Consider the following 20,895-nt stretch of genomic DNA (forward strand, 5'->3'; position numbering starts at 1 on the left):
GGCGAGCGAACCGTCAATGGGCTGTGGGACCTGATCGGCAAGCTCGTCGATATCTTCCAGCCTGCCGAATGTGCCAATTACTTCAAATCTTGCGGATATGAGCCGGAATGAATGGAAACCGCTCTAACATCGGCGCGCTCAAGTCAGAAGGCGATGTCATTAAGTTTGCTGCCGGCCTCGAACAGGGCGCGACGAACGCCTATGTCGGCCAGATCGCTGCGTTGCAGGACCACAAGCTGGCACATCTCTTCGCGCAACTTAGCACAGACGAAGCGGTTCACTGGGCCATTCTCAACAACGCGGCGGGCGGCGCGATGCCCAAATCTGCGTATCTGTTCGGCTGATATGGCAAGTCGCAAACGCATCGAGGCCGGGGTCGCGGTTTGCGCGATCCTGGCCGGGGCCGGACTGGTGTTTGCCCCCACCGCCGCGCCGGCGCAAGCGGTGGGCAATCTCGCAAATGGCCAGGCGCTTTATCGAGCAAAATGTGGCGGATGCCATTCCATCGAGGCAAACCGTATCGGCCCGGCGCACCGCGGTCTCATTGGACGTCGGATCGCAACGGCACCAGGCTATGCTTATTCTCCGGCACTCAAGAAATTGACCGGCGTTTGGACGCCGGCGCGGATCGATTTATGGCTGCAGGGACCCCAAAAAATGGCGCCAGGCTCGAAAATGTTTTCGACTGTCTCCGACGCCGCGCAACGGCGCGACATTATTGCTTATCTTGCCGCAAACTCGTCCGTGGACCGGAGGTAGCGGGACGCCTGTTATGAGATCGTCAGACTGCTTGCTGGAAGACATTCGAGCGTGCACCCTGTGCGCTGAGCATCTGCCAGCCGGACCGCGCCCGATCGTTCAGTTCAGCGCAACCTCAACAATTGTCATCATCGGTCAGGCGCCCGGCGCGCGGGTCCATGAGAGCGGCACTGCCTGGGATGACGCAAGCGGCGAGCGGCTGCGCGAGTGGACGGGGCTGACGCCCGATATTTTTTACGATCCGGCGCAGGTCGCACTTGTGCCGATGGGCTTTTGCTATCCCGGCACCGGGAGCAGTGGCGATTTGCCGCCGCGCCTCGAATGTGCACCAATGTGGCATGATCGCGTCATGGCCGTGCTTCCACCCGCGCGATTGACGCTGCTCGTTGGAAGCTATGCACACCAGCGCTACTTGGTCGAGGACAAAAAACAATCGCTGACTGAACGTGTTGGTAAATTTCACGAGTACCTGCCGCACTACTTTCCGCTTCCGCATCCATCCTGGCGTAGTATGGGCTGGATGAAACGCAACCCATGGTTCGAGCACAATGTTCTGCCAATGTTGCGCGATGCAATTGGAATGCGAATAGGCACTGCCCCACACGAGTAGGCTTGTCAGTGTTTTAGGCGACCGCCAGGCCATTGGTAGGCGCTTGGATCCCCTCGTGGGGCAATTTGGCGAACGAGGGCTTCTCGGTTCGGTGCTGGGCTACCCATGCGGAAGGGCTGGGCTGGCGGGTCGTTCCAATTAGTGGCGATGACTGGGATCGGTGTTATTGGCGCTGGGTTGACCAAGACGGCTGCATCATTCCGGTGTGTCGGCGGTGATAGCAGGCGATCAAACAGGTTTGCTGTCGGGCGACGGGTTCATTTCCAGCAGGGTGCCGCGTCCGCGAGGCTATCGAACAGGTCATACCAATGCAGTCGTGTCTACCGTCCATAGTTGCCGTGGCTTTCAAAGTGAGGCGACCGCCAATGGGCAAGTGACAAGCGGTCGGAAAAGGGCGCATTTAATGTGGTGGAGGGGTCTCCACTTTGCGGGATCTTCTGCGAATAAGTCAGACAGGAAGGTGACGATGGAGCAGGTACCGGCTGTTGAGTTGGATTTGGCAAAGCCGGTTGGCTAGGTTCACGGCGTCAACACACAGTGCAATGTGCCCTGATTGGGACGCACAGCAATGTTTTCGAGCCCAGCGATGCACCATTCGGGGTCATAACGCGCCTCCGTCCCGTCTGAGCGCCATATCCAATGATCCCCATTTATGTCCTAGTTCGATCCGTCTTTCCGGCATGCGGTCCTATCAGCGATACTGATCGGCCAAGGCGGAAGGTGCTCGCTCAATCGAACGCGCGCGCAATGCTGGTGTTGGGTACCGCAGCTTGCATCCTAGCCCAGCATTCAGCCATGCCGCCGCGCGATCCATGTCCAGGCGGTCACGCGTTCACTGCCGCATCCATGTCTACCAACTGATCATGTTACCTTAATCTCTGCTTCACTTGGCGCGGTGCTTCGCCCGTGACGCGAGCGAACACCCGTGAGAAGGCTGCGGCACTATCATATCCGACGCTGTCGGCCACGGTCTTGACCGGCTTGCCTGCGGCAAGAAGGTCACGCGCAATCGTCATTCGCCACCGGGTCAGATAGTCGATCGGCGTCCGCCCAACGCAGGCGCGAAAATGCGTGGCAAAACGGGTGCGCGACATGCCGGCCACCTCTGCCAGATCATCAAGAGTCCACGAATGCCTTGGCTGTTCGTGCATCGCCGTCAGCGCCTTGGCCAATCGCGGATCGGCAAGGCCGCCCAGCACACCATCATTCACCAGGCCACTGGCGACAACATGACGCACTACCAGGATCAAGAGATAGTCGAACAAATGGTCGATGGCGGCCTGACGCCCATTATTGTCGCCAAATCCTTCGACAAGCAGAAGATCGCAGGCGGGCCCCAGCGTCGGGTTCTCGGCCAGCGGCAGGATGACAAGGTCGGGCAGTCCTTCGCCAATCGGGTTGCCATTATCGCCGCCCAGATCGACCTTCGCGCAGACCAGATCAGCCCCGCCTTCCGCAGCGCCAGTGAACCGATGCGCCTGTCCGCGCGGGAAGAAGAGCAGCGTTGGTTCGTTCAGAATGAGATCGGCCTCGCCAGATCGGCTCAGCGTCAACGCGCCGCTCTTGAGAAGGTGGAGGTAGCCGCAATCGGCAAATTGCGCGGTCGTACACAAGTTGCCGGTAAAGAATGTCCGGGCGCTCGGGGCAGTGTGGGCAAAGAGAGCGGCAAAGATGTCCATGTGAACGATCTGCAATGAAGTTGGCACCAATCTGCACCGATAACAGCCGATAGAGGCGTTGTGCAAGCCCGCACTGACCAACAGAGGAAACGCAAATGCCCCGCATCAACCCCGTAGAACTCGCCACTGCCGACACCGGCGTCCAGGCCACCCTCGGCGCTGTTAAGGCGAAGATTGGCATGGTCCCGAACCTTTTTGCGACCTTCGCTCATGCTCCTGCCGTGTTGAATGGCAACCTCGCCTTCGCAGATGCACTGGGAAGTGGTGTGCTGACCGCTGCACAGCGCGAAATCGTTGCGCTTGCCGTCGCCCAGTACAACAGCTGCCACTATTGTCTGTCGGCGCACACGCTGCTCGGGAAAGGTGCCGGCCTTTCGCCAGAGGCTATCCGCGCCGCCCGTCTGGGCAAGGGCCAAGATCCCCTCGACGATGCGATCGCGACGCTTGCCTTGCGCATCGTTGAAACACGCGGTCAGGTGAGCGACAGCGATCTGTCAGCAGCCCGCCTTGCCGGCCTCGACGACGCCCGCATCGTCGAAATCGTCGGTAACGTCGCGCACAATGTTCTGACCAACTTCATGAACAACGTCGCCCAGACCAAGATCGATTTCCCGGTCGTCGATGTGGCGGTTGCGGCCTGATCATAATGCGTGCGGGCCGGTGCAGGACATCGGCCCGCTCCTCAATCACTTCCATAGGGAACCCTTGCCATGAAACTGCAATTCCTTACCCCTGCGCTGCATGGCGTGCTTGACTATGTCGCCGCTGCCGCCCTTATTGCGCTGCCATTCCTGCTCGGCTTTCAGGGTATTGAGCTTTGGCTCTCTGTTGCCGGTGGGGCGGGCTTGATTGCCTACAGCCTGCTCACTGACTATGCATTCGGTGCGGTCAAGCTGGTGTCGTTCGATGCACACTTGTTGCTCGATCTTGCCGCAGGAGTAGCCTTCATTGCCGCGCCATTCTTGCTTGGCTTCACCGCTCTGGCTTCGATCTACTACCCGGTTATGGCAGCTGGCGTGATCGCGGTGGTTACCCGTACCTCGCGAGCCAACCAATCAGGCCGACAGAACGCCGCTGCCTGAGCACGTCTATCAAGGACACAAGAGTTGTTATCAACAATGCCACCCTGCATGCCCCGATCACGGCATGCAGGGTTTGCCACGTCTGGAGTTTGGCGCTCCACGACCTGAGCCATAGCCCAACGCCCTCAGCGCCATGATCCAGTCGGCAGAAAAATTACGCGTACGGAACTCAATTCCTCACTATTCTGACCTTTGCAGAATCAGCCAACAGCGTTGAGCCCGTGAAAGCGGGCCCGCTTGTCGCAAGGCGAGGCGGTGTGCGGATCCCAACAGAGGCACCGCTCCGCTTATTTCTTGAGCACCGGATAGCCATCGACATAAATCGAGTCAGTCGCATTGGCTGGCAAGTGGCAAGTCAGACAATCGGTCTTGTAATCGGTCGATTTCGTCTTGGTCGGGGCGCCCTGATCAAACCATGCCCAGCCCCAGCCGTCGCCCCACAACTTGTTGTCGGGATGGCTGTTCTTGCTGTCCTTCACCATAACGAACCAGCCTTTCAAGGCTTTCGTATGGCTGACAGTGCCCGTTGTCATTGGTCCCGTCGTCGCCTCGAACACCTCTTTTACTAGCGTCGTGCCGTCCGCGAACGTGCCGGTAGCGCGATGCCCGGCTGCAGCACCGGGCGAGGCATAGACGATATGCATCTCCTTTGATCCGGGTGTGCCATCGGCCGCCACAGCCCAAGTGCCGAGATATTGATAGGTATCACGATAATCGGCAGGTACGCGCAAGGTGCCTGCGGCGTCAGCGCCGCTATTGACAGCAACACCCGTATTCGATTGCGGCGCACAGGCCGACACAATCAGTACACCGACCAGCGCCGAGGCTGCAAACAGCAGCGAACCCTTCGGAATGTGCATGAGATATCTCCCTGTTGACGTAGGCATTCGCTAACGCAATGCTTGTCTCTTCATGATGAAAGCCATGTAGATCAAATATTTGTGCAGAAGGGCTCTTTCTCTTGTCCAAACGTCTCTTGTCGCGAATCGACCTTGATGCGCTGTTCGATCAACTGCGTGTCGAGCCGATCGCTTTTTCCGAATGCTTCATTGCCCCCGCTTGGGCGTTGGCCTTTTCAGCCACCCCGGCATCAGGTCTTCACTATGTGTTGCATGGCGAAGGTGAACTGGTGTTAGGGTCGGGCGCGCCTGTTCCCTTCGGCCCGGAAACGCTGCTTGTTACCCCGCGGGACACCCCTTACCGCATCCAGGCGCGGTCTACTCCAGAGGCACGGACAGGTTGTGGAGGTGTGGTCGCGGTAACCATCGACCTTGGACAACCCACACTGAAGCGCTGGCAGGCAGGAAGTGACGAGCCAGCGTTGAAGATCGTCTGCGGCCATTTCCGTGCAATACAGGCTGGCGATCGCGACTTATTCGGTGCGCTTGATGCACCGGTGGTGGAGCATTCCGGCAAAGATAGTGTCGGCAGTCTGATGCCATTGATCCGCACCGAACTCAGTGGGAACAACACGGGCGGCCGGACGATGGCCGCAGCGATGCTGCGCCAGGTTTTGGTGATACTGTTGCGCCGCGGGCTCGCCGAACAGCAGAGTTGGCTTGGTGCGCTTGATCTGGTTAGCGATGAGCAGGTGATGCGTGCCTTCAGCGCCATGGTGCATGAGCCCGGTGCGGCACACAGTGTGATGTCCCTGGCGCAGCTGGCATGCTTAAGCCGGTCGGCCTTCATTAAGCGGTTCCAGGCGTCGTTCGGACACCCTCCCGCCACAGTGCTGCGCGAACTGCGCTTGCTCGCTGCGGCAGACCGGTTGCTGCGTAGCCGCGCATCCGTCGAGCAAGTCGCGCGCGGCGTGGGCTATGCGAGCCCAAGCAGTTTTTCGCGTGCCTTTACCACGCGTTTCGGCGTTAACCCGGCGGCATATCAGGCGAGCGCCGAAGAATGAGGCGCTTGATCTCCGCACAGATAAATCTCTTGCGGCTAACGTGTTGTTTTATTCATTTTGGCGGAGGCATATAATGTAAATGTTGAAAAAAAATTGTGGCGAAACGCGAACATAGGTGTTCGCCTAGTCGCTCGTCTCAACAAATGAAGATCCGTATGAAATTGTGAAGTAATGGCCTGATGTAACATAAGCGGTTGCGTTGTGCTCCCATAATTCAATCGGGCCGCGCCATAGCATCGCGCAGCGGTTGTTCGTCGCTCGATGTAGCTTGGATAAAGGAACCTAGGGGCTTCGGGCTTTTGGTGATAGCGCGAAGCACGGGGATAAAGATAAGGGTCGCAAAGCCTTATGATCGAAGTGCGTCAGCTCAGATTTGCGGTAGCCACCGCCGATGCCCAGAATTTCTCACGCGCAGCCGAAGCAATGCGCATCAAGCAGTCGACACTGAGCAGACGAATAGCCGCGTTGGAATCACGCCTCGGGATCAAGCTCTTCGAACGCAGCACACGCGGCGCGATACCGACCGCACAAGGCAAGGCGTTCCTCAGTGTTGCCCGGCGCATTCTTACCGATATCGACAATCTTCAGACGACAGCCCGCGCGGTCAGCTATGGTGAGGAAGGTCGGATCGCGGTCGGCTTTTCTGCGTCATTGATGGCCGGCAACATGCGTGCGACCATTGGCGAGTACATGCGGCGTCATCCCGACATTCAGTTTGACGGGATCGAGGCCGATCCCGAGCGGATGCTCAGCGACCTGAAGGCACGGATCATTGACGTGGCTCTGATGCCGTCAGACGCACACGACGCTGGCATCTCGCGGCGCTCCGCCTGGTCGGAGCGATTGCTTGTCGCTTTGCCGAAAGACCATCAACTCGCCAAGTCGGATGGGCTTCACTGGAGTGATTTGCGCCGACTGGTTTTCGTGCTGCCCAGCCAAGGCGTAGGCCCCGCAATGGCCCGCAATCTGAAGCGTCGATTGTCAGATCAGGGCTATCGAGCCCACCTGATCATGCAGGACACCAGCCTCGAAAGCGTTCTGAGCACGGTCCCGTTCGGCCGGTACATTACGCTTGCCACCGAAGCCTCGATCGGGGTGCAATGGCCGGAATTGACGTTTCTCGAAATCATGGACCAGGGCGGCCCTGCGCGGCTCGACTATGCTTTCTACTGGCGCGAGGATAACGATAATCCAGCTCTGAAGCGTTTCTTCGAACTGATCAGCGAACGCTATCCGGCCTGACCCGAACGGCGCAATCTGGCGAAGGACCGGTCGGTCGCAATGAAGCGCTCGATCATCGGCGGGATCAGTCGCTCAGGTGTGGGAGCATCTTTGGTATCGCCGCCGTTGATCGCCAAGCCATAGGAGAGCAGTTCGCGGTGAAGTCGGGACGAGAGCTCGACGGTTACCTTGACCGGCTTTTCATCGGCCAGATCGGCCAATTTCAATCGAGTCATGATCCGCCTCCCAATATCAGATCACGGGTCACCAGCACGCGCACGGGAAATCCGGGACGGATGGTCAGAGTCGGCCGTACCTCGAGTTCACGGCTGACCACCTGATCGCCTGCGCGGCCGACGCTGTCCTGCGAACCGCGGCGCAGCGCCCGGGTGAGATTGTCGTCATTGCCAGCGCCAAGCTCGCCGCCAACACCCAGCAGGGTCGAGACCAGCGCCGCGCGCAGAACGCCGCCCCAATGGAAGTCCACGCCGTCTTGCAGCCCGGCAAAGCCGGACGGGTCGCCGCCGGGCTGGCGTTCGAGCACTATCGAACGGCCATCGGGCAGGATCAGGCGGTTCCATGCAAGCTGCACCCGGCGCTGGCCGAAGGATACGTCGGCATTATAGTCGCCGATCAGCCGGGACCCTTGGGGGATGAGCAGGATGCGGCCGGTGACGCTGTCATAGACAGGTTCGGTGACCTGCGCGGTGACCTGACCCGGAAGATCGGAGCGGATCCCGGTGATCAGTGCCGCAGGAATGATGCTGCCCGCCTGCAAGACATGGGTGCCTGCGGGCGGTTCGATCCGACTGACTGACACCGTCCGGCGCTCGACGGGGCGTTCGGCAAAAGCAGGGCGCGGCGCCTCGGCGGCGAGCTGCGGCACTGCAGGCGGGTTGCCAGCGCCCGCAATCGCAGATCCATCGCTCACAGCAACTCCTCCCGCGCCGCCGCCAAAGAACAGGCGGCTCTCGCGCGCAGCGCTGCGTTCCTGCAACAACCGCTGCCGTTGCGTCTCGGCTGCCGTTTGCGCGGGCGTTGGCGCAGGGCCAGTGGGCGGCGCAGCGCCGATCGGCGGAAGCTCTGCCACATCGCTGCGCTGTTGTGCCGCCAGGATCGGCGCGCCGAGATCGCCGGGCAGGGGCGGGCCAAGCTTGGGGACATCACCATAGTCGCGAGGGGCATCGGCCAATGCATCGGGCCGCGCGGCGCCTTCGGTGTTGAGCAGCTCCTCGCGCTCGGCCAGGCTCGCGGGCTGCAGGGCGTAGATCAACGCACCGCCGACAAGGGCAAAGCCGCAGGCCGAAGCAATACCGATGGCCTTGCGCGATAGCCGCATAACGCGCGGTGGATCGCCGCGCAGCTTGACCGCCTCTTCTGGCGTTTGAGCAGCTTCGTCGCTCATGACGGCGTCCTCCGGCGTTCCTTGCGGATCTCGACGCGCTGCTGCGAACGGCGGTCGCCGAGGCGCAGTTCGGCGCGCTCGAGCAGCCGGTCGACGATCATGAAGCGGCCTGACACGCGGTAGTTGAGGAGCTCGGCCTGATTGCCTTCGCCAAGCCCGAACAGCGGCGGCATCTGACCTTGCGCTACGCTTTCGGGAAATTCGATAAAGGTCTGCCGCCCGTCATCGAACACGCGCATCGGTCGCCAAGCAGGCCAATCGCCCGATATGCGGTAGGAAAAATTGAGCGCCTCGACCGGAATACTGGCAGCAATTGGTGCCGCGCGCGTCTCGGCTTCCTGCGCCTGTTGCAAGGCGATCAACTCGTCCTGCGGATAGGTCCAGGAGACCGACGCCATGTAGACCGATGGATTGGCACGCAGCTCGATGTGATAGGTGCGGCGGTCGGTGTTGATGACAAGGTTGGTGGTGATGTCGGAGCGGACCGGCTTGACCAGAATGTGGACCCGCGCATTGGCCCCGCGCCCGCTTACGGTGTCGCCGATCAGCCAGCGCACCGTATCACCGGCAGCAACAGGTCCGGCGCCAACCAACTGCTCGCCTTCCTGCAGCGCAATGTCGGTCACCTGTCCCGGCGCGGCATAAACCTGATAGAGCGCGCCGGGCGCCCAGGCATAGTTCTGGATCGCGTTGATGAACTGCTCGCCCTCAGGCTGCACGCGCGCGGCGGCATTTGCCGCTCCCACCCGATCCCGGGGCAAGGATGGGGGAGAGCGGCGCGCGGCGCGGGAGGGGGCTCGCCGCGGTTCGGATTGCGTCTGGATTGTTGCGGCGGTCGCCGCCTCGACGACCACTGGGACCGGCTCTGATGCCACCACTTGGGCTGAAGCCGGACAGGCGGTTGTTCCAAGCAGGATGGGCAGGAGGGTCGCCGCAAGGCGACCGGGAATGGGCGAGATCATGAGCCAAGTTCCTTTGACCAGTTGATGGCATTGACGAAGATGCCGAGCGGGTTCTTGCGCAGGGCATCGGGGGTGCGCGGGGTTTGGACGGTGATCGTGAGGATCGCGGTCCAGCGACTGGTCTCGGCCAAGCTGCCATCGCGGTAACGCCGCTCGACCCAGGCAACGCGGAAGCTGGTCGGCGAGGCGCGGATGACGCTGGTGACATCGATCCCGACCTGCTCGCGGCCTACAGCCGCGAAGGGATCATTGATCCGCGCATAGTCGTTGAGCACCAATGCGCCGCGGTCGGTGACAAAGTCGTAGGCGCGCAGCCAGTTCTGGCGGACGATGATCGGATCGTCGGGAATGCTACGCACTTGCTCGATAAACCGCGCCAAGTGGAATGCGATCTGGGGGTCGCTCGGGTCAAAGTCGCTGACCGCAGGGGCGACGGCTTGGGCTTCGCCAAGCTTGTCGACCTGCACCACCCAGGGAATGATCGAGCCCTGCGAACCCTGCCAGACGATCCCCGCAGTGAGACAGGCGGACAGACCGAGCGCGCCGAAAAAGGCGTAACGCCAGCTTCGCGCCTGTATCCGCGCCGAACCGATGCGCTCGTCCCAGACTTGGGCTGCGCGCTGGTAGGGCGTTTCTGGCTCTGGCGTCTTGCCATAGCGGATCGAAGGGCGTCGAAACATGGAATCAGTCCTTTTCTGAGGTGTCGACCGAGGCGCCGCCGCCGTGGCTGTCGCCCGATTTGAGCGTGTGGGCGGCGATGCTCGCGCCATGGGAGATCGTCTGCCGGTCCTTCATCGCCTTGGCCCACGCGGGCTGGCCTTGATCGGCAGCTGCGGGCGGAGGGGGCGGCGGCGTATTTGGGCCGGGAGTGATCGTTCCGCCCGTCTTGGTGATGGCGTCGCGGCTGCCTTCGCGGAAGGATTGCTTCACGCCGTCACCGGCCTTCCTCAGCGGCGATGTCGCGGCGCTGGCGGCATATTCGCCGACGGCACGGGCGCCGCCTGCCACTGCTGCGCCGCCCGACTTGCCGGCAGAGCCGAGGGCGTAGGCCATGGTCGCGCCGCCTGCCGCGCGCGACGTCCCTTGCGCGACGTTGGAGGCCGCGCTGGCGACCGCGCCGCCCGCCAGTTTGGCACCGGCGACAGCGCCTGCGGCAGCGCCGCCGGCGAGCAGCGCGGTGCCGGCTGCGGCGCCTGCGCCAAGCTGCGGTCCGCCCGAGACGATACCATTGGCGATCCCGGGACCGAAGATGCCAAGGCCGAGCAGCGCCAGGCTTGCCAGCACGATCGACAGCGCGTCTTCGATCGTGGGTTCGCCCGCGATAGCGGTCGTGAACTCGGAAAAGATGGTCGAGCCGATGCCGACGATCACTGCGAGCACCAGCACCTTGATGCCGGACGAGACGACATTGCCGAGGACGCGTTCGGCCATGAAGGCAGTCTTGCCGAACAGGCCGAACGGGATCAGCACCAAGCCGCAGAGCGTTGCCAGCTTGAACTCGATAAGCGTGATGAACAGCTGGATCGATAGGATGAAGAAGGCGATGATGACGATCGCCCAGGCGACCAGCAGGATCACGATCTGCAGGAAATTCTCGAAGAAGCTGACAAAGCCAAGCAGTTCGGAGATCGATTCCAGCAAGGGATAGGCGGCATCGAGCCCGACTTGCGCTACCCGGCCTGGCTGCAACAGTTCGGCAGCCGTAAACCCGGTGCCACTGGCCTTGAGGCCAAGCCCGGCAAAGCTTTCGAACACGATGCGTGCGAGGCTGTTCCAGTTGCCGATGATGTAGGCGAAGATGCCGACAAAGAGGGTCTTCTTGACCAGGCGCGCAAGAATGTCGTCCTGCTCACCCCAAGACCAGAACAGCGCTGCCAGCGTGACATCGATGACGATCAGCGTGGTTGCGATGAAGGCGACTTCGCCGCCCAAAAGGCCGAACCCGCTGTCGATGTAGCGCGAAAAGATGTCGAGGAAGCGGTCGACGACGCCGGTGCCACCCATGTCAGCGATCCCCCGCCATATCGAGAGCAGCATCCCCGCTGTTGTCAGCCACAGGGGGCACGTTCGCCGCATCGCGTTCGGCTTGCCCCAGGAACCGGCGGCGCTCCGCTGCCCATGCTGCGGTGCAGATATCGACCGATGCCGCCTCAAGGCCGAGCCCTGCGCAATAGGTGAGGGTGGCCTTTGCACCGTCCCCGGATACATCCGCCGCAGCTATCGCAGCGCTAGGCGGCGGCGCAGGCTCTTCGCGCAATTCGAGCACGGCCATGGTGATGGCAATGGCGACGAAGGCACCGGCCCCAATCCGCGCAAAGAGCTTGCTGTCCATCGCATCAGTTCCCGAACAGCCGGGCATTGCCCGGAACATAGGGTCGGCGATCGCCGAGGAAGCGGCGCAGCTGTTCGCGTGCCTGCGCCTTGGCGGTCGCTTGTGCAGCGGCGTCGAGCGATTGTGCGCGCGCGAGCGAGGCGACCGTGGCGGTCAGGTCGGCAAGTTGCTGCGCCTGCACTGCCAAAAGCTGATTGCCAGCCTGAGCGGCCTGAAGCGCGCCGGTTGCTGACTGGCTTGAGCCAACGAGGCTGTCGATGGCGCCGCGCGTGCCGTCGATATTGCCAACCACACCGGCCTGAACCCGCAAGGCATCCTCGAAGGCGCCCACGCTGTTCTGCCACCGCGCTTCGGCGCCCTGGACCAGCATGCGCTGCGGCCCCGTCATCGCGCCCGCGCGATAGTTGTTCTGGAACTCGCGTTCGATCTGACGAACATCATAAGCCACGCGCTGCGCCTGTCCGAGCAAGGCCTGCGTCTGCCGGATCTGCGCTTGCAGCGGTTCGAGCACGGTCAGTGGCAGCGATTGCAGGTTGCGGGCTTCGTTAACGAGCGAGGTGGCCTGGTTCTGGAGCTGCCGGATCTGGTTGTTGATCTGCTCGAGCGTGCGCGCGGCGGTCAGGATGTTTTGGGCATAGTTACGCGGGTCGAACACCACGCCGCCGATCTGTGCGCGGGCAGCCGTCGGCAGCATGGTGCTGACGCTGACCGAGAGAACTGCGAAACCGGCAGCGAGCATCGAGACGAATTTACGGGCTTTCATGGGCACTACTCCTGGGATTGGTCCGGCAAGGGACCGGGCTGGGGACCGGGTTGGGGAAGGGTAGTGGGAGCGGGCAGCAGCTCGGCTGCCCAGGCAAGGCCGCGATGGCGCAGCCAGCGCGCCGCAAAGTCGGCGCAGCCGTGCGCCGCCGTGATCGCATCGATCGCGAGTTGGTCAGCCTTTGATGAGGTGGCGGTGAACGCGAGCGCGACTTCGCCAAGGCCAAGTTCGAACAGTCGGTTGCCGCGCGCCGATTGGCAGTAATAATCGCGCTTGGGCGTTGCCCGGGCGATGATCTCGATCTGCCGGTCATTGAGGCCGAAACGGCGATAGATCGCCAATATCTGCGGCTCGACCGCGCGTTCGTTGGGGAGGAAGATGCGGGTTGGGCAGCTTTCGATGATCGCGGGCGCAATCGCGCTGGTCTCGATGTCAGCAAGGCTTTGCGTTGCGAAAACCACGCTCGCATTCTTCTTGCGCAGCGTCTTGAGCCATTCGCGCAGCTGCGCGGCAAAGGCCGGGCTGTCGAGGACAAGCCAGCCCTCGTCGATGATGATCATCGTCGGCGAGCCGTCGAGCCGGCCTTCGATGCGGTGGAACAGGTAGGATAGCACGGCAGGGGCTGCGGCCGAGCCCGTCAGTCCTTCGGTTTCAAAGGCCTGAAAGCTCGCTTGTCCCAGATGTTCGCTCTCGGCATCGAGCAGCCGCCCGAACGGCCCGCCAATGCAATAGGGCGCGAGCGCCTGCTTCAAGGCCTGCGATTGGAGCAGCACAGCCAGCCCGGTGAGTGTGCGCTCGGCCATGGGGGCGGTGGCGAGCGAGGTCAGCGCCGACCAGAGATGCTCCTTGGTCGCGGGATCGATGGTTATGCCTTCAGCAGTAAGGATCGCCTGAAGCCATTCGGCCGCCCAATTGCGTTCTGCCGGCTCGTCGATCCGCGCGAGCGGTTGCAACAGCACCGCGCCAGCGCTGTCTTCGGCCAGGCCAGAACCCGTCAAAGAGTTGCCGAGGTCCTGCCAGTCCCCACCGCATGCCAGCGCCGCAGCCCGGATCGAGCCGCCGAAATCGAAGGCAAAGATCTGCGCGCGACCATAACGCTGAAACTGCAGCGCCATCAGTGCCAGCAGCACCGACTTGCCTGCCCCGGTCGGACCGACGATCAGTGTGTGGCCGACATCGCCAACATGGAGCGAAAACCGGAACGGGGTCGAGCCTTCGGTCCGCGCATAGAATAGTGGGGCGGCATTGAAGTGATCGTCCCGTTCCGGCCCGGCCCACACGGCAGACAGGGGGATCATGTGGGCGAGGTTGAGCGTGGAGATCGGGGGTGTCCGGACATTGGCGTAGACATGGCCAGGAAGCGATCCGAGCCAGGCCTCGACCGCGTTCATGCCTTCGGCGATCACGGTAAAATCGCGGCCCTGGATGACCTTCTCGACCAGACGCAGCTTTTCGGCTGCCAGCGCCGCGTCTTCGTCCCATACCGTGACGGTGGCGGTGACATAGGCCTGACCGACAAAATCCGATCCGAGCTCCTGCAGCGCAGCATCGGCATCGGCGGCCTTGTTCGAGGCGTCGCTGTCGAGCAGCGTTGAGGCCTCGTTGGTCATCACTTCCTTGAGGATGCTTGCAACCGACTTGCGCTTGGCGAACCACTGGCGTCGGATTTTGGCGGTCAGCTTGGTGGCATCGGTCTTGTCGAGCATCACCGCTCGGGTCGACCAGCGATAGGCAAATGCGAGCCGGTTGAGCTCGTCGAGCAGACCCGGGAATGTGCTGCTGGGAAAGCCGACCACGGTCAGCGTGCGCAGGTGCGCGCGGCCCAGGCGCGGTTCGAGCCCCCCGGTCAGCGGCTCGTCGGCCAGCACGGCGTCGAGATGCATCGGGGTTTCGGGAACGCGGACGCGGTGACTGCGCGTTGAAACGCAGCTGTGCAGGTAGGTCAGCGTCTCGCCGTCATCGAGCCAGGCCACCTCGGGCACGAAGCCATCGATCAGACGCAGCAGGCGCTCGGTGCGATCGATGAAGAGGTCGAGCAGTTCCTTGGGATTGATGCCTTTTTCGGCCTTGCCCTCGTAGAGCCAGCTCTCGGCGCGGGCAGCGTCTTCGGCGGGCGGCATCCACAGCAGGGTCAAGAAATAGCGGCTTTCGAAATGTGCGCCTTCTTCGGCAAACTGCGCGGCGCGTTCACGCTCGACCAGCGCTGAGGCCGGGTCGGGAAAGTCGCTATCCGGGTAATCCAGCGCCGGGCGGCGTCCCGCCTCAACGAAAATGGCCCAGCCTGAACCCAGTCGCCGCAGCGCGCTGTTGAGCCGCGCGGTCGTAGCGATCAGCTCTGCGGGCGTCCCGCTGTCGAGATCGGGACCGCGAAAGCGGGCCGAGCGCTGGAAGCTGCCGTCCTTGTTGAGCACCACGCCGGGCGCGACCAGCGCGGCCCAGGGCAGGAAGTCGGCAAGCCGGTCGGCCTTGTTCCGATATTCGCGAAGCGAGAGCATGGGCTCAGACCCTCAGAAACGTGGGAAAGCGCAGATGCCGCCGCGCGACATCGACGAATTGCGGATCGCGCCGCGCCGCCCAGACCGAGACCATGTGGCCGAGCGCGAAGATCACCACCCCGGCGATCCACAGCCGCAGGCCAAGCCCGATCGCGGCGGCCAGCGTCGCATTGGCGATCGCCAGCCCGCGCGGCGCGCCGCCAAGCAGGATATGCTCGGTCAGCGCGCGGTGAACCGGAACGACAAAGCCCGGCACAGCTTCGGGCGCCGCGGTCTCCATCGGACCCCCCATCACACCAAGGCCCCGCCGCCGAACGAGAAGAACGACAGGAAGAAGGAGGAGGCGGCAAAGGCGATCGACAGGCCGAACACGATCTGGATCATCCGCCGCGCGCCGCCCGAGGTGTCGCCGAACGCGAGCGCGAGGCCGGTGGCGATGATGATCATCACCGCAACGATCTTAGCGACGGGCCCCTGGATGGATTCGAGGATCGACTGGAGCGGTGCCTCCCACGGCATCGACGAGCCTGCCGCATGGGCAGGCCCCGCGACGGCAAGAGCAACAAAGGTGCCGAGCACGGCAGCGGAGAGGCGGGCACGCGCGCGCGATAGGGTCTGGATCACGATGAAACTCCTGTGGCTGGGGGTGTGATGGGGAGGATCTGGTAGTCGCCGCGATCATCGAGGCCGGCGACCTCGGCAAGTTCGGCAAGCCGCCGTCCGGTCCCGTCGCGGACAAGGACGGCGATTACATCAATGGTCTCGGCGATCAGCGCGCGCGGCACGGTGACCACGCTTTCCTGGATCAGCTGCTCCATGCGCCGCAGGACCCCAAGCGCCGATCCTGCGTGGATCGTGCCGACGCCGCCGGGATGGCCGGTGCCCCAGGCCTTGAGCAGGTCGAGCGCTTCGGCCCCGCGCACCTCGCCGATCGGGATGCGGTCGGGCCGCAGGCGCAGGGCAGAACGGACCAGGTCGGATAGCGTGACCACGCCGTCCTTGGTGCGCAGCGACACGAGGTTGGGCGCAGCGCATTGCAGCTCGCGGGTGTCCTCGATCAGGACCACGCGATCGTCGGTCTTGGCGACTTCGGCCAGGAGCGCGTTGGTGAGGGTGGTCTTGCCGGTCGACGTGCCGCCAGCGACCAGGATGTTCTTCCGGGCCGCAACGGCGCGAACCAGCGCGCCGGCCTGCCAAGCCGACATGATCTTCGCTGCGACATAATCCCCAAGCGTGAACACCGCGACGGCAGGCTTGCGGATCGCGAAGCTCGGCGCAGCCACCACGGGCGGCAACAGGCCTTCGAAGCGTTCACCCGTATCGGGAAGCTCCGCCGACACGCGCGGCGCCTTGGCATGAACCTCGGCTCCGACATGATGCGCTACCAAGCGGATGATCCGCTCGCCGTCGGCAGCGCACATCGCGCTTCCCGTATCGGCGATCCCGGCTCCGAGCCGGTCGATCCAGAGCCGCCCGTCGGGATTGAGCATGACCTCGATGACCGAGGCATCTTCAAGCCAGACGGCGATCTCCGGCCCGAGCGCAGTGCGCAGCATACGCGCTCCGCGCGACGATGCTTGCGACGGGATGGGGATCACGCTCATAAATTGCCTCGTGTCGGCGAGGCAACCGATCATCGGCTGCGCTCGTGAGACGGATCAAAGAGACATCAAAGCGGGTGAATGCAACAGCGAGTTGCGGGCGGCGTATCGTAGCGGAAAGGCAGAAAGGCTAGCGTAGTTAGAGCCTCAAATGACCGCTAGGTTGGACTGTGCTGACTGTCCGGTTTTAGGAGCGCAAACGCGGTAACTCGCCATTCGTTCAGAGTGGCGAACCGGGTAGACACTCATCTTTTTATGTGCCATTCTCATAAAAACATGAGGATTGCCAAGTTCGAAATGTCGTATGACGATTTCATATCAGAGTTGGGAAAGGCGGGTCTGAGCGTCCGGGACTTCGCCGCACTGTTGGGCATGAGGGCAAATTCCGTTTCAAATTATTCGAAGCGCGGCGAGGTGTCCTCGCATCTCGGAATAATCGCGGCGCTCCTTGCTGAGCTTCGCCTCAATGGTATCCCCTACAATCCCGTTTTCAATCGCGTCGATGTGAACAAGAAAAAGTCTCGCGGAAGCGCGACAAAGGGTAAATTCGGTGGTGATCCGCAAACGCAGATGGAGTTGTCGTGACTGACCGTCCTGCTCTGTCGCTTGATCGCACGCATGAAGTACTTGGCTGGCCCGAGCCGGATGCCATTATGCATCCGTCCGGAGCGGGCGCGTCGGTGTTCGCTTCGCTAGTTCGAAACAAGATCGGTCGTGCGCTTCATAGGGTGTGCGACGGCGATGAAACCCGAGTCGGGGTCCTCATGGCCAATCCTGATGCACGTTCATCCGAACCACCTTTGGCTGTCGTTGCCGAGTTCCGGAACGGTCCCAGCGAGGCCAGTCTTAGGGAGCTACAGCGGCTGTGTTGGAACTTTTCTCATGTCCCCATACTGGTCACGATCGAGCCATCGCTGTTGCGGGTATGGAGTTGCTGCGAGGCACCCGACCCGAACCGCGCGCTCGAAGATTACCTGGTGCGCGACCTGCGAGCGGACGAACTCCACGCCGATAGCGCGCATGCCCTTGAGTTGCAGGCTGCACGGGCGCTGCATTGGATTAACTTGGTGTCCGGCGCATTCTTTTCCGAACACTCGACTCGCTTTGATCGCGATGGTCGCGCCGACCAGATGCTGCTTGGTAACCTACGGCACATTCGTGGGCAGCTCTCACAGCTGGGGCTAACGAATGACGATATTTGCCATGACCTTCTCGCACGGATTATTTTCGTGCAGTTCCTGTTCGATCGGAAGGATCAGGATGGAAACCCGGCGCTGACCGTTGCAAGCCTGCACCGGCTGCAACGGGAGGGTGTACTTGCAAAGGTGCATGACTCTTTCCACGGGCTGCTTTCCGATTATGCCGACACCTATCACCTGTTTGACTGGCTCAATGCCAAATTCAATGGGGACTTGTTTCCCGGTAAGGGTGCAACAGCGGAGGAGCGCGCAGTTGGCTGGGCAACCGAAAAGCAGGTCGTCAAACCGAAACACCTTTCGCTCTTGGCGGATTTTATCCGGGGCGATCTGGACATGCCTGCCCGGCAGATGTGTCTCTGGCCACAATATGCTTTCGACGTCATCCCGCTCGAATTCATCAGTAGTATTTATGAGACGTTCGTTACGGAGCGTGCTGCGCGCGACGGCATTTTTTACACCCCACCATACCTTGTCGATTTCGTCCTTGACGAAGTTCTTCCGTGGGATGGTGCTGAATGGGATCTCAAGATCATCGATCCCTCATGCGGATCGGGTGTCTTTTTGGTCAAAGCCTTCCAGCGGCTTGTTCATCGGTGGAGGAATGCGAATCCGGACAAGCTAATTCGAGCGGAGACTCTTCGGCGCTTGCTGGAGCGAAACATATTCGGTGTTGATATCGATCCGCACGCCGTTCGCGTGGCATGTTTCAGTCTATACCTGGCGATGTGTGATGAGATAGAGCCGAGGCATTATTGGACCCAAGTGATATTTCCGACGATGCGCCAGCGCAGGCTGATTTGCGCGGACTTTTTTGATGAGAGCCATGAAGGCTTTCGGTCAAAGGACGATGAACAGTCCTATCATCTGGTCATCGGCAACGCCCCTTGGGGCGACGGCGTTATCACCGATATCGCCAAGGTCTGGGCGAGCGATCCCTCGCACAAATGGCCGGTTGCCAACAATGACATTGGCGGCCTGTTTCTGGCGAAGGCCGCAGTACTTTCGAAGCCTGAAGGCAGGATTGCCTTGATACAATCGGCAAACTCGCTCCTATTCAACATTAGCGGTCCGGCAGTAGAATTTCGGAAGGCGCTGTTCTCCCAGCACAGAGTGCGGAAGATCTATAACCTGTCCGCGCTGCGGTTTAGCGTCTTCAAGCGAAAGACGCATACCAAAGAGACATCGGTATCGCCTTGTTGCGTCGCTATCCTTGAGCGAACCGCGCCATCGCGGGAAGACGTCATAAGCTACGTCAGCCCCAAGCACACCGTGCCTCTACTGGACGAGTTCACAATCGTCATCGAGCCGCAAGACCGCAAAACGCTGACAGTCGCCGAGGCGATCGAAGATCCCGCGATATGGTCAAAGCTGATGTGGGGAACGAGGCGCGACCTTCAACTCGTCGATAAGTTGAATACTTTTCCGACCGTGGAAAAAATTGATGGCTTGGTAAGTCGGCAGGGCGTGAAGTTTGGCGATAGGAAAAAAACCATCGCTGCGTATAAAGATATGCAGATATTTAACGATAGGATGTTTCCCTTTGATAGTACGTTTCCGTTCTTAGACGTCGAGGGATTTCCTCGGTTTGGCAATGTAGCAGTGGATTCCCGTGCTTCTACGGATGTTGCGGCCTTTGCATGGCCGCAGCTTATCGTAAAACAGAGCTGGAATAAGCCGAGTGGTCGCTTTCATGCCCGGTTGACTCGTTCTGCGCGTCAAACCGGACTTCTCTGCAACGAAAGCTACTATTCCCTGCATTCAGCCTGCCGCAGTGATCTTGAAGCGGCCTGCTTGGTTTTCAACAGCTATCTGGCTGTATATTTTCTTCTACTTACGAGCGGCAGGTTTGTGTTCATCCCCAAGCCGTCGAAGTCGGAGCTTCTCGGCCTGCCCCTGCCGCCGCGCGCTCCCGACCAACTCGGTGAAGTCCGCTCTCATGCGGAGATCGATCCAATCGTGTTTGAATTGTTCAACCTCAAGGACGCTGAACGCGTGCTTATCGAGGACATGATGGGCTTTACGCTTAGCGACTTTCTTGAAGGTGAGCGGTCGATCGGGAGACAAAGCACCAACGCGGATCACAATGGCGATGAATTGCACCTCCGATCCTATTGCAGCTTCTTTATAAGGGTGCTGAAGGCGGGCTTCGGTGCAGACAAGCCGATCGCTGCGACGATTTTTCAATCTGATAAAGAACGCATGCCGTATCGATTGATTGCCTTCACGCTGGGTGGTGAATCCGCCGAGTCAATCGATGTGAAGAGGATTGGTTCGGCAGAACTGCTGAACGAGTTTCACCAACTGAATCTTGGTTCAAAGGGCAAAGACGGCGGTATCTACAATCAGCGTTTCGTTCGCATCTACGACGCGAGCAGCGGCATACCTACGGTGTTTATCATCAAGCCCGATCAGAAGCGGTTCTGGACCCGTAGCACCGGGCTGCAAGACGCAGACGAGGTTGCTCTCGATCTGTTTACATGGGGGCGGGAAGCGGATGAGAGGCCCGAGGCGGTTCAATGATGTCTGTCGCCGCAGCAGGGACTTTGCCACGCTCAGTCGATCCTGCCTTCGTCCAATTGGCACGATCATGGGTTAAAGATCCTGCACGGCAATTTCTCGCATTCATTTGGCTAGCGTACGAAAATCTTGTCACGTCCGAACCGACCATTGACGTATCCGTCCGGTGAAGGCCGCGTTGTGATGCTGGTCGGCGCGTAGCCCGGTTTAGGCGGCGATTGCTTCGGAGCGCTGCGCCCAGTTCCATATGTGGACGGCTCCCTCTTGCAAGGGCTGAACGGAAAATTTGATCGGATCGCTTGCTTCCATATGTCCGGCCTTTCGGTGCGGTCGCACGTGACCGCTGGCCAAGATGGTTTCCGCGGTG

Annotated in this window: 22 protein-coding genes and 1 pseudogene; 10 read left to right on the forward strand and 13 right to left on the reverse strand. The window is 61.2% G+C overall.

Annotated elements, in window-relative coordinates; genetic code table 11:
• The 4 genes and pseudogenes from EH199_RS21440 to EH199_RS21455 form a co-directional block, all read left to right on the forward strand.
• Nucleotides 1–111 (forward strand): annotated as a pseudogene (locus tag EH199_RS21440) (IS630 family transposase); the annotation flags it as partial.
• Nucleotides 108–344: a ferritin-like domain-containing protein gene (locus tag EH199_RS21445; RefSeq protein ID WP_124811148.1), complete on the forward strand. Its 237-nt coding sequence runs from the start codon at nucleotides 108–110 to the stop codon at nucleotides 342–344. The pseudogene EH199_RS21440 and the gene EH199_RS21445, both read left to right, overlap by 4 nt.
• A gap of 1 nt (nucleotide 345) precedes the next feature.
• Complete coding sequence (locus EH199_RS21450; RefSeq protein ID WP_066649002.1) at nucleotides 346–759, forward strand: cytochrome c family protein; 414 nt, start codon at nucleotides 346–348, stop codon at nucleotides 757–759.
• Between the two features lie 31 nt (nucleotides 760–790).
• Nucleotides 791–1,369 carry a uracil-DNA glycosylase family protein gene (locus EH199_RS21455; RefSeq protein ID WP_318254616.1) on the forward strand — a complete coding sequence of 193 codons (579 nt, stop codon included), beginning with the start codon at nucleotides 791–793 and terminating at the stop codon, nucleotides 1,367–1,369.
• 866 nt (nucleotides 1,370–2,235) lie between these two features.
• Here the strand turns inward: EH199_RS21455 and EH199_RS21460 are convergent.
• Nucleotides 2,236–3,048: an AraC family transcriptional regulator gene (locus EH199_RS21460; RefSeq protein WP_058456591.1), complete on the reverse strand. Its 813-nt coding sequence runs from the start codon at nucleotides 3,046–3,048 to the stop codon at nucleotides 2,236–2,238.
• Between the two features lie 95 nt (nucleotides 3,049–3,143).
• Between EH199_RS21460 and EH199_RS21465 the strand changes: the two genes are divergently transcribed.
• Nucleotides 3,144–3,689 carry a carboxymuconolactone decarboxylase family protein gene (locus tag EH199_RS21465; RefSeq protein ID WP_058456592.1) on the forward strand — a complete coding sequence of 182 codons (546 nt, stop codon included), beginning with the start codon at nucleotides 3,144–3,146 and terminating at the stop codon, nucleotides 3,687–3,689.
• A gap of 69 nt (nucleotides 3,690–3,758) precedes the next feature.
• Nucleotides 3,759–4,130: a hypothetical protein gene (locus tag EH199_RS21470; RefSeq protein WP_066528268.1), complete on the forward strand. Its 372-nt coding sequence runs from the start codon at nucleotides 3,759–3,761 to the stop codon at nucleotides 4,128–4,130.
• A gap of 287 nt (nucleotides 4,131–4,417) precedes the next feature.
• Here the strand turns inward: EH199_RS21470 and EH199_RS21475 are convergent, their stop codons facing one another.
• Nucleotides 4,418–4,990, reverse strand: a complete 573-nt coding sequence (locus EH199_RS21475; protein ID WP_124811149.1) for a cytochrome P460 family protein — start codon at nucleotides 4,988–4,990, stop codon at nucleotides 4,418–4,420.
• Between the two features lie 101 nt (nucleotides 4,991–5,091).
• Between EH199_RS21475 and EH199_RS21480 the strand changes: the two genes are divergently transcribed.
• A complete protein-coding gene (locus EH199_RS21480; protein ID WP_082731125.1) occupies nucleotides 5,092–6,033 on the forward strand; it encodes a helix-turn-helix domain-containing protein in 942 nt (313 codons plus the stop codon).
• Between the two features lie 348 nt (nucleotides 6,034–6,381).
• A complete protein-coding gene (locus EH199_RS21485) occupies nucleotides 6,382–7,275 on the forward strand; it encodes a LysR family transcriptional regulator (RefSeq protein ID WP_124811150.1) in 894 nt (297 codons plus the stop codon).
• Here the strand turns inward: EH199_RS21485 and EH199_RS21490 are convergent.
• From EH199_RS21490 to trbB, 11 genes are read right to left on the reverse strand one after another with little or no spacing between them, the layout of a single operon-like run.
• A complete protein-coding gene (locus EH199_RS21490) occupies nucleotides 7,263–7,490 on the reverse strand; it encodes a DUF2274 domain-containing protein (RefSeq protein ID WP_124811151.1) in 228 nt (75 codons plus the stop codon). The two genes, EH199_RS21485 and EH199_RS21490, sit on opposite strands and share 13 nt — an antisense overlap.
• The gene (locus EH199_RS21495) at nucleotides 7,487–8,659 is read right to left on the reverse strand and encodes a TrbI/VirB10 family protein (RefSeq protein ID WP_124811152.1); all 1,173 of its coding nucleotides are present in this window, start codon (nucleotides 8,657–8,659) and stop codon (nucleotides 7,487–7,489) included. Before EH199_RS21495 ends, EH199_RS21490 begins: the two co-directional genes overlap by 4 nt.
• The gene (gene trbG / locus EH199_RS21500) at nucleotides 8,656–9,621 is read right to left on the reverse strand and encodes a P-type conjugative transfer protein TrbG (RefSeq protein WP_124811153.1); all 966 of its coding nucleotides are present in this window, start codon (nucleotides 9,619–9,621) and stop codon (nucleotides 8,656–8,658) included. Before trbG ends, EH199_RS21495 begins: the two co-directional genes overlap by 4 nt.
• On the reverse strand, nucleotides 9,618–10,301 hold the full coding sequence (trbF, locus tag EH199_RS21505; RefSeq protein ID WP_124811154.1) for a conjugal transfer protein TrbF: 684 nt from the start codon (nucleotides 10,299–10,301) through the stop codon (nucleotides 9,618–9,620). The genes trbG and trbF overlap by 4 nt, the downstream gene beginning before the upstream one ends.
• Nucleotides 10,302–10,305: 4 nt before the next feature.
• Nucleotides 10,306–11,625, reverse strand: coding sequence for a P-type conjugative transfer protein TrbL (gene trbL, locus EH199_RS21510; protein ID WP_124811155.1), 1,320 nt, complete (start codon nucleotides 11,623–11,625; stop codon nucleotides 10,306–10,308).
• Nucleotide 11,626: 1 nt separating this feature from the next.
• Nucleotides 11,627–11,953, reverse strand: a complete 327-nt coding sequence (trbK-alt, locus tag EH199_RS21515; RefSeq protein ID WP_124811156.1) for a putative entry exclusion protein TrbK-alt — start codon at nucleotides 11,951–11,953, stop codon at nucleotides 11,627–11,629.
• A 4-nt stretch (nucleotides 11,954–11,957) separates the two neighbouring features.
• Nucleotides 11,958–12,692, reverse strand: a complete 735-nt coding sequence (trbJ, locus tag EH199_RS21520; RefSeq protein ID WP_370449714.1) for a P-type conjugative transfer protein TrbJ — start codon at nucleotides 12,690–12,692, stop codon at nucleotides 11,958–11,960.
• Nucleotides 12,693–12,721: 29 nt separating this feature from the next.
• Nucleotides 12,722–15,211: a conjugal transfer protein TrbE gene (gene trbE, locus EH199_RS21525; RefSeq protein WP_124811158.1), complete on the reverse strand. Its 2,490-nt coding sequence runs from the start codon at nucleotides 15,209–15,211 to the stop codon at nucleotides 12,722–12,724.
• A 4-nt stretch (nucleotides 15,212–15,215) separates the two neighbouring features.
• On the reverse strand, nucleotides 15,216–15,491 hold the full coding sequence (locus EH199_RS21530; protein WP_124811159.1) for a VirB3 family type IV secretion system protein: 276 nt from the start codon (nucleotides 15,489–15,491) through the stop codon (nucleotides 15,216–15,218).
• An 11-nt stretch (nucleotides 15,492–15,502) separates the two neighbouring features.
• Nucleotides 15,503–15,835 carry a TrbC/VirB2 family protein gene (locus EH199_RS21535; protein WP_124811160.1) on the reverse strand — a complete coding sequence of 111 codons (333 nt, stop codon included), beginning with the start codon at nucleotides 15,833–15,835 and terminating at the stop codon, nucleotides 15,503–15,505.
• A complete protein-coding gene (gene trbB, locus EH199_RS21540) occupies nucleotides 15,832–16,815 on the reverse strand; it encodes a P-type conjugative transfer ATPase TrbB (protein ID WP_124811161.1) in 984 nt (327 codons plus the stop codon). The genes EH199_RS21535 and trbB overlap by 4 nt, the downstream gene beginning before the upstream one ends.
• Before the next feature lie 294 nt (nucleotides 16,816–17,109).
• Here trbB and EH199_RS21545 point away from each other — a divergent pair, with 294 nt between their 5' ends.
• Entirely contained in the window at nucleotides 17,110–17,397 is a 288-nt protein-coding gene (locus EH199_RS21545; RefSeq protein ID WP_072379958.1) for a DNA-binding protein, read from the forward strand.
• The gene (locus EH199_RS21550; RefSeq protein WP_223806841.1) at nucleotides 17,394–20,531 is read left to right on the forward strand and encodes a class I SAM-dependent DNA methyltransferase; all 3,138 of its coding nucleotides are present in this window, start codon (nucleotides 17,394–17,396) and stop codon (nucleotides 20,529–20,531) included. The genes EH199_RS21545 and EH199_RS21550 overlap by 4 nt, the downstream gene beginning before the upstream one ends.
• Nucleotides 20,532–20,895: the final 364 nt, after the last annotated feature.

The organism is Novosphingobium sp. LASN5T (assembly GCF_003856955.1).
GTDB lineage: Bacteria > Pseudomonadota > Alphaproteobacteria > Sphingomonadales > Sphingomonadaceae > Novosphingobium.

What these genes read in the sequence shown, in the direction of transcription:
- EH199_RS21530 (WP_124811159.1), bottom strand. Translation starts at nt 15,491, where the DNA reads ATGGAGACCGCGGCGCCCGAAGCTGTGCCGGGCTTTGTCGTTCCGGTT.
- trbG (WP_124811153.1), bottom strand. Translation starts at nt 9,621, where the DNA reads ATGATCTCGCCCATTCCCGGTCGCCTTGCGGCGACCCTCCTGCCCATC.
- EH199_RS21460 (WP_058456591.1), bottom strand. Translation starts at nt 3,048, where the DNA reads ATGGACATCTTTGCCGCTCTCTTTGCCCACACTGCCCCGAGCGCCCGG.
- EH199_RS21470 (WP_066528268.1), top strand. Translation starts at nt 3,759, where the DNA reads ATGAAACTGCAATTCCTTACCCCTGCGCTGCATGGCGTGCTTGACTAT.
- EH199_RS21490 (WP_124811151.1), bottom strand. Translation starts at nt 7,490, where the DNA reads ATGACTCGATTGAAATTGGCCGATCTGGCCGATGAAAAGCCGGTCAAG.
- EH199_RS21545 (WP_072379958.1), top strand. Translation starts at nt 17,110, where the DNA reads ATGTCGTATGACGATTTCATATCAGAGTTGGGAAAGGCGGGTCTGAGC.
- EH199_RS21475 (WP_124811149.1), bottom strand. Translation starts at nt 4,990, where the DNA reads ATGCACATTCCGAAGGGTTCGCTGCTGTTTGCAGCCTCGGCGCTGGTC.
- EH199_RS21495 (WP_124811152.1), bottom strand. Translation starts at nt 8,659, where the DNA reads ATGAGCGACGAAGCTGCTCAAACGCCAGAAGAGGCGGTCAAGCTGCGC.
- EH199_RS21485 (WP_124811150.1), top strand. Translation starts at nt 6,382, where the DNA reads ATGATCGAAGTGCGTCAGCTCAGATTTGCGGTAGCCACCGCCGATGCC.
- EH199_RS21465 (WP_058456592.1), top strand. Translation starts at nt 3,144, where the DNA reads ATGCCCCGCATCAACCCCGTAGAACTCGCCACTGCCGACACCGGCGTC.
- trbE (WP_124811158.1), bottom strand. Translation starts at nt 15,211, where the DNA reads ATGCTCTCGCTTCGCGAATATCGGAACAAGGCCGACCGGCTTGCCGAC.
- trbJ (WP_370449714.1), bottom strand. Translation starts at nt 12,692, where the DNA reads ATGCTCGCTGCCGGTTTCGCAGTTCTCTCGGTCAGCGTCAGCACCATG.
- EH199_RS21450 (WP_066649002.1), top strand. Translation starts at nt 346, where the DNA reads ATGGCAAGTCGCAAACGCATCGAGGCCGGGGTCGCGGTTTGCGCGATC.
- trbK-alt (WP_124811156.1), bottom strand. Translation starts at nt 11,953, where the DNA reads ATGGACAGCAAGCTCTTTGCGCGGATTGGGGCCGGTGCCTTCGTCGCC.
- trbF (WP_124811154.1), bottom strand. Translation starts at nt 10,301, where the DNA reads ATGTTTCGACGCCCTTCGATCCGCTATGGCAAGACGCCAGAGCCAGAA.
- trbL (WP_124811155.1), bottom strand. Translation starts at nt 11,625, where the DNA reads ATGGGTGGCACCGGCGTCGTCGACCGCTTCCTCGACATCTTTTCGCGC.
- trbB (WP_124811161.1), bottom strand. Translation starts at nt 16,815, where the DNA reads ATGAGCGTGATCCCCATCCCGTCGCAAGCATCGTCGCGCGGAGCGCGT.
- EH199_RS21445 (WP_124811148.1), top strand. Translation starts at nt 108, where the DNA reads ATGAATGGAAACCGCTCTAACATCGGCGCGCTCAAGTCAGAAGGCGAT.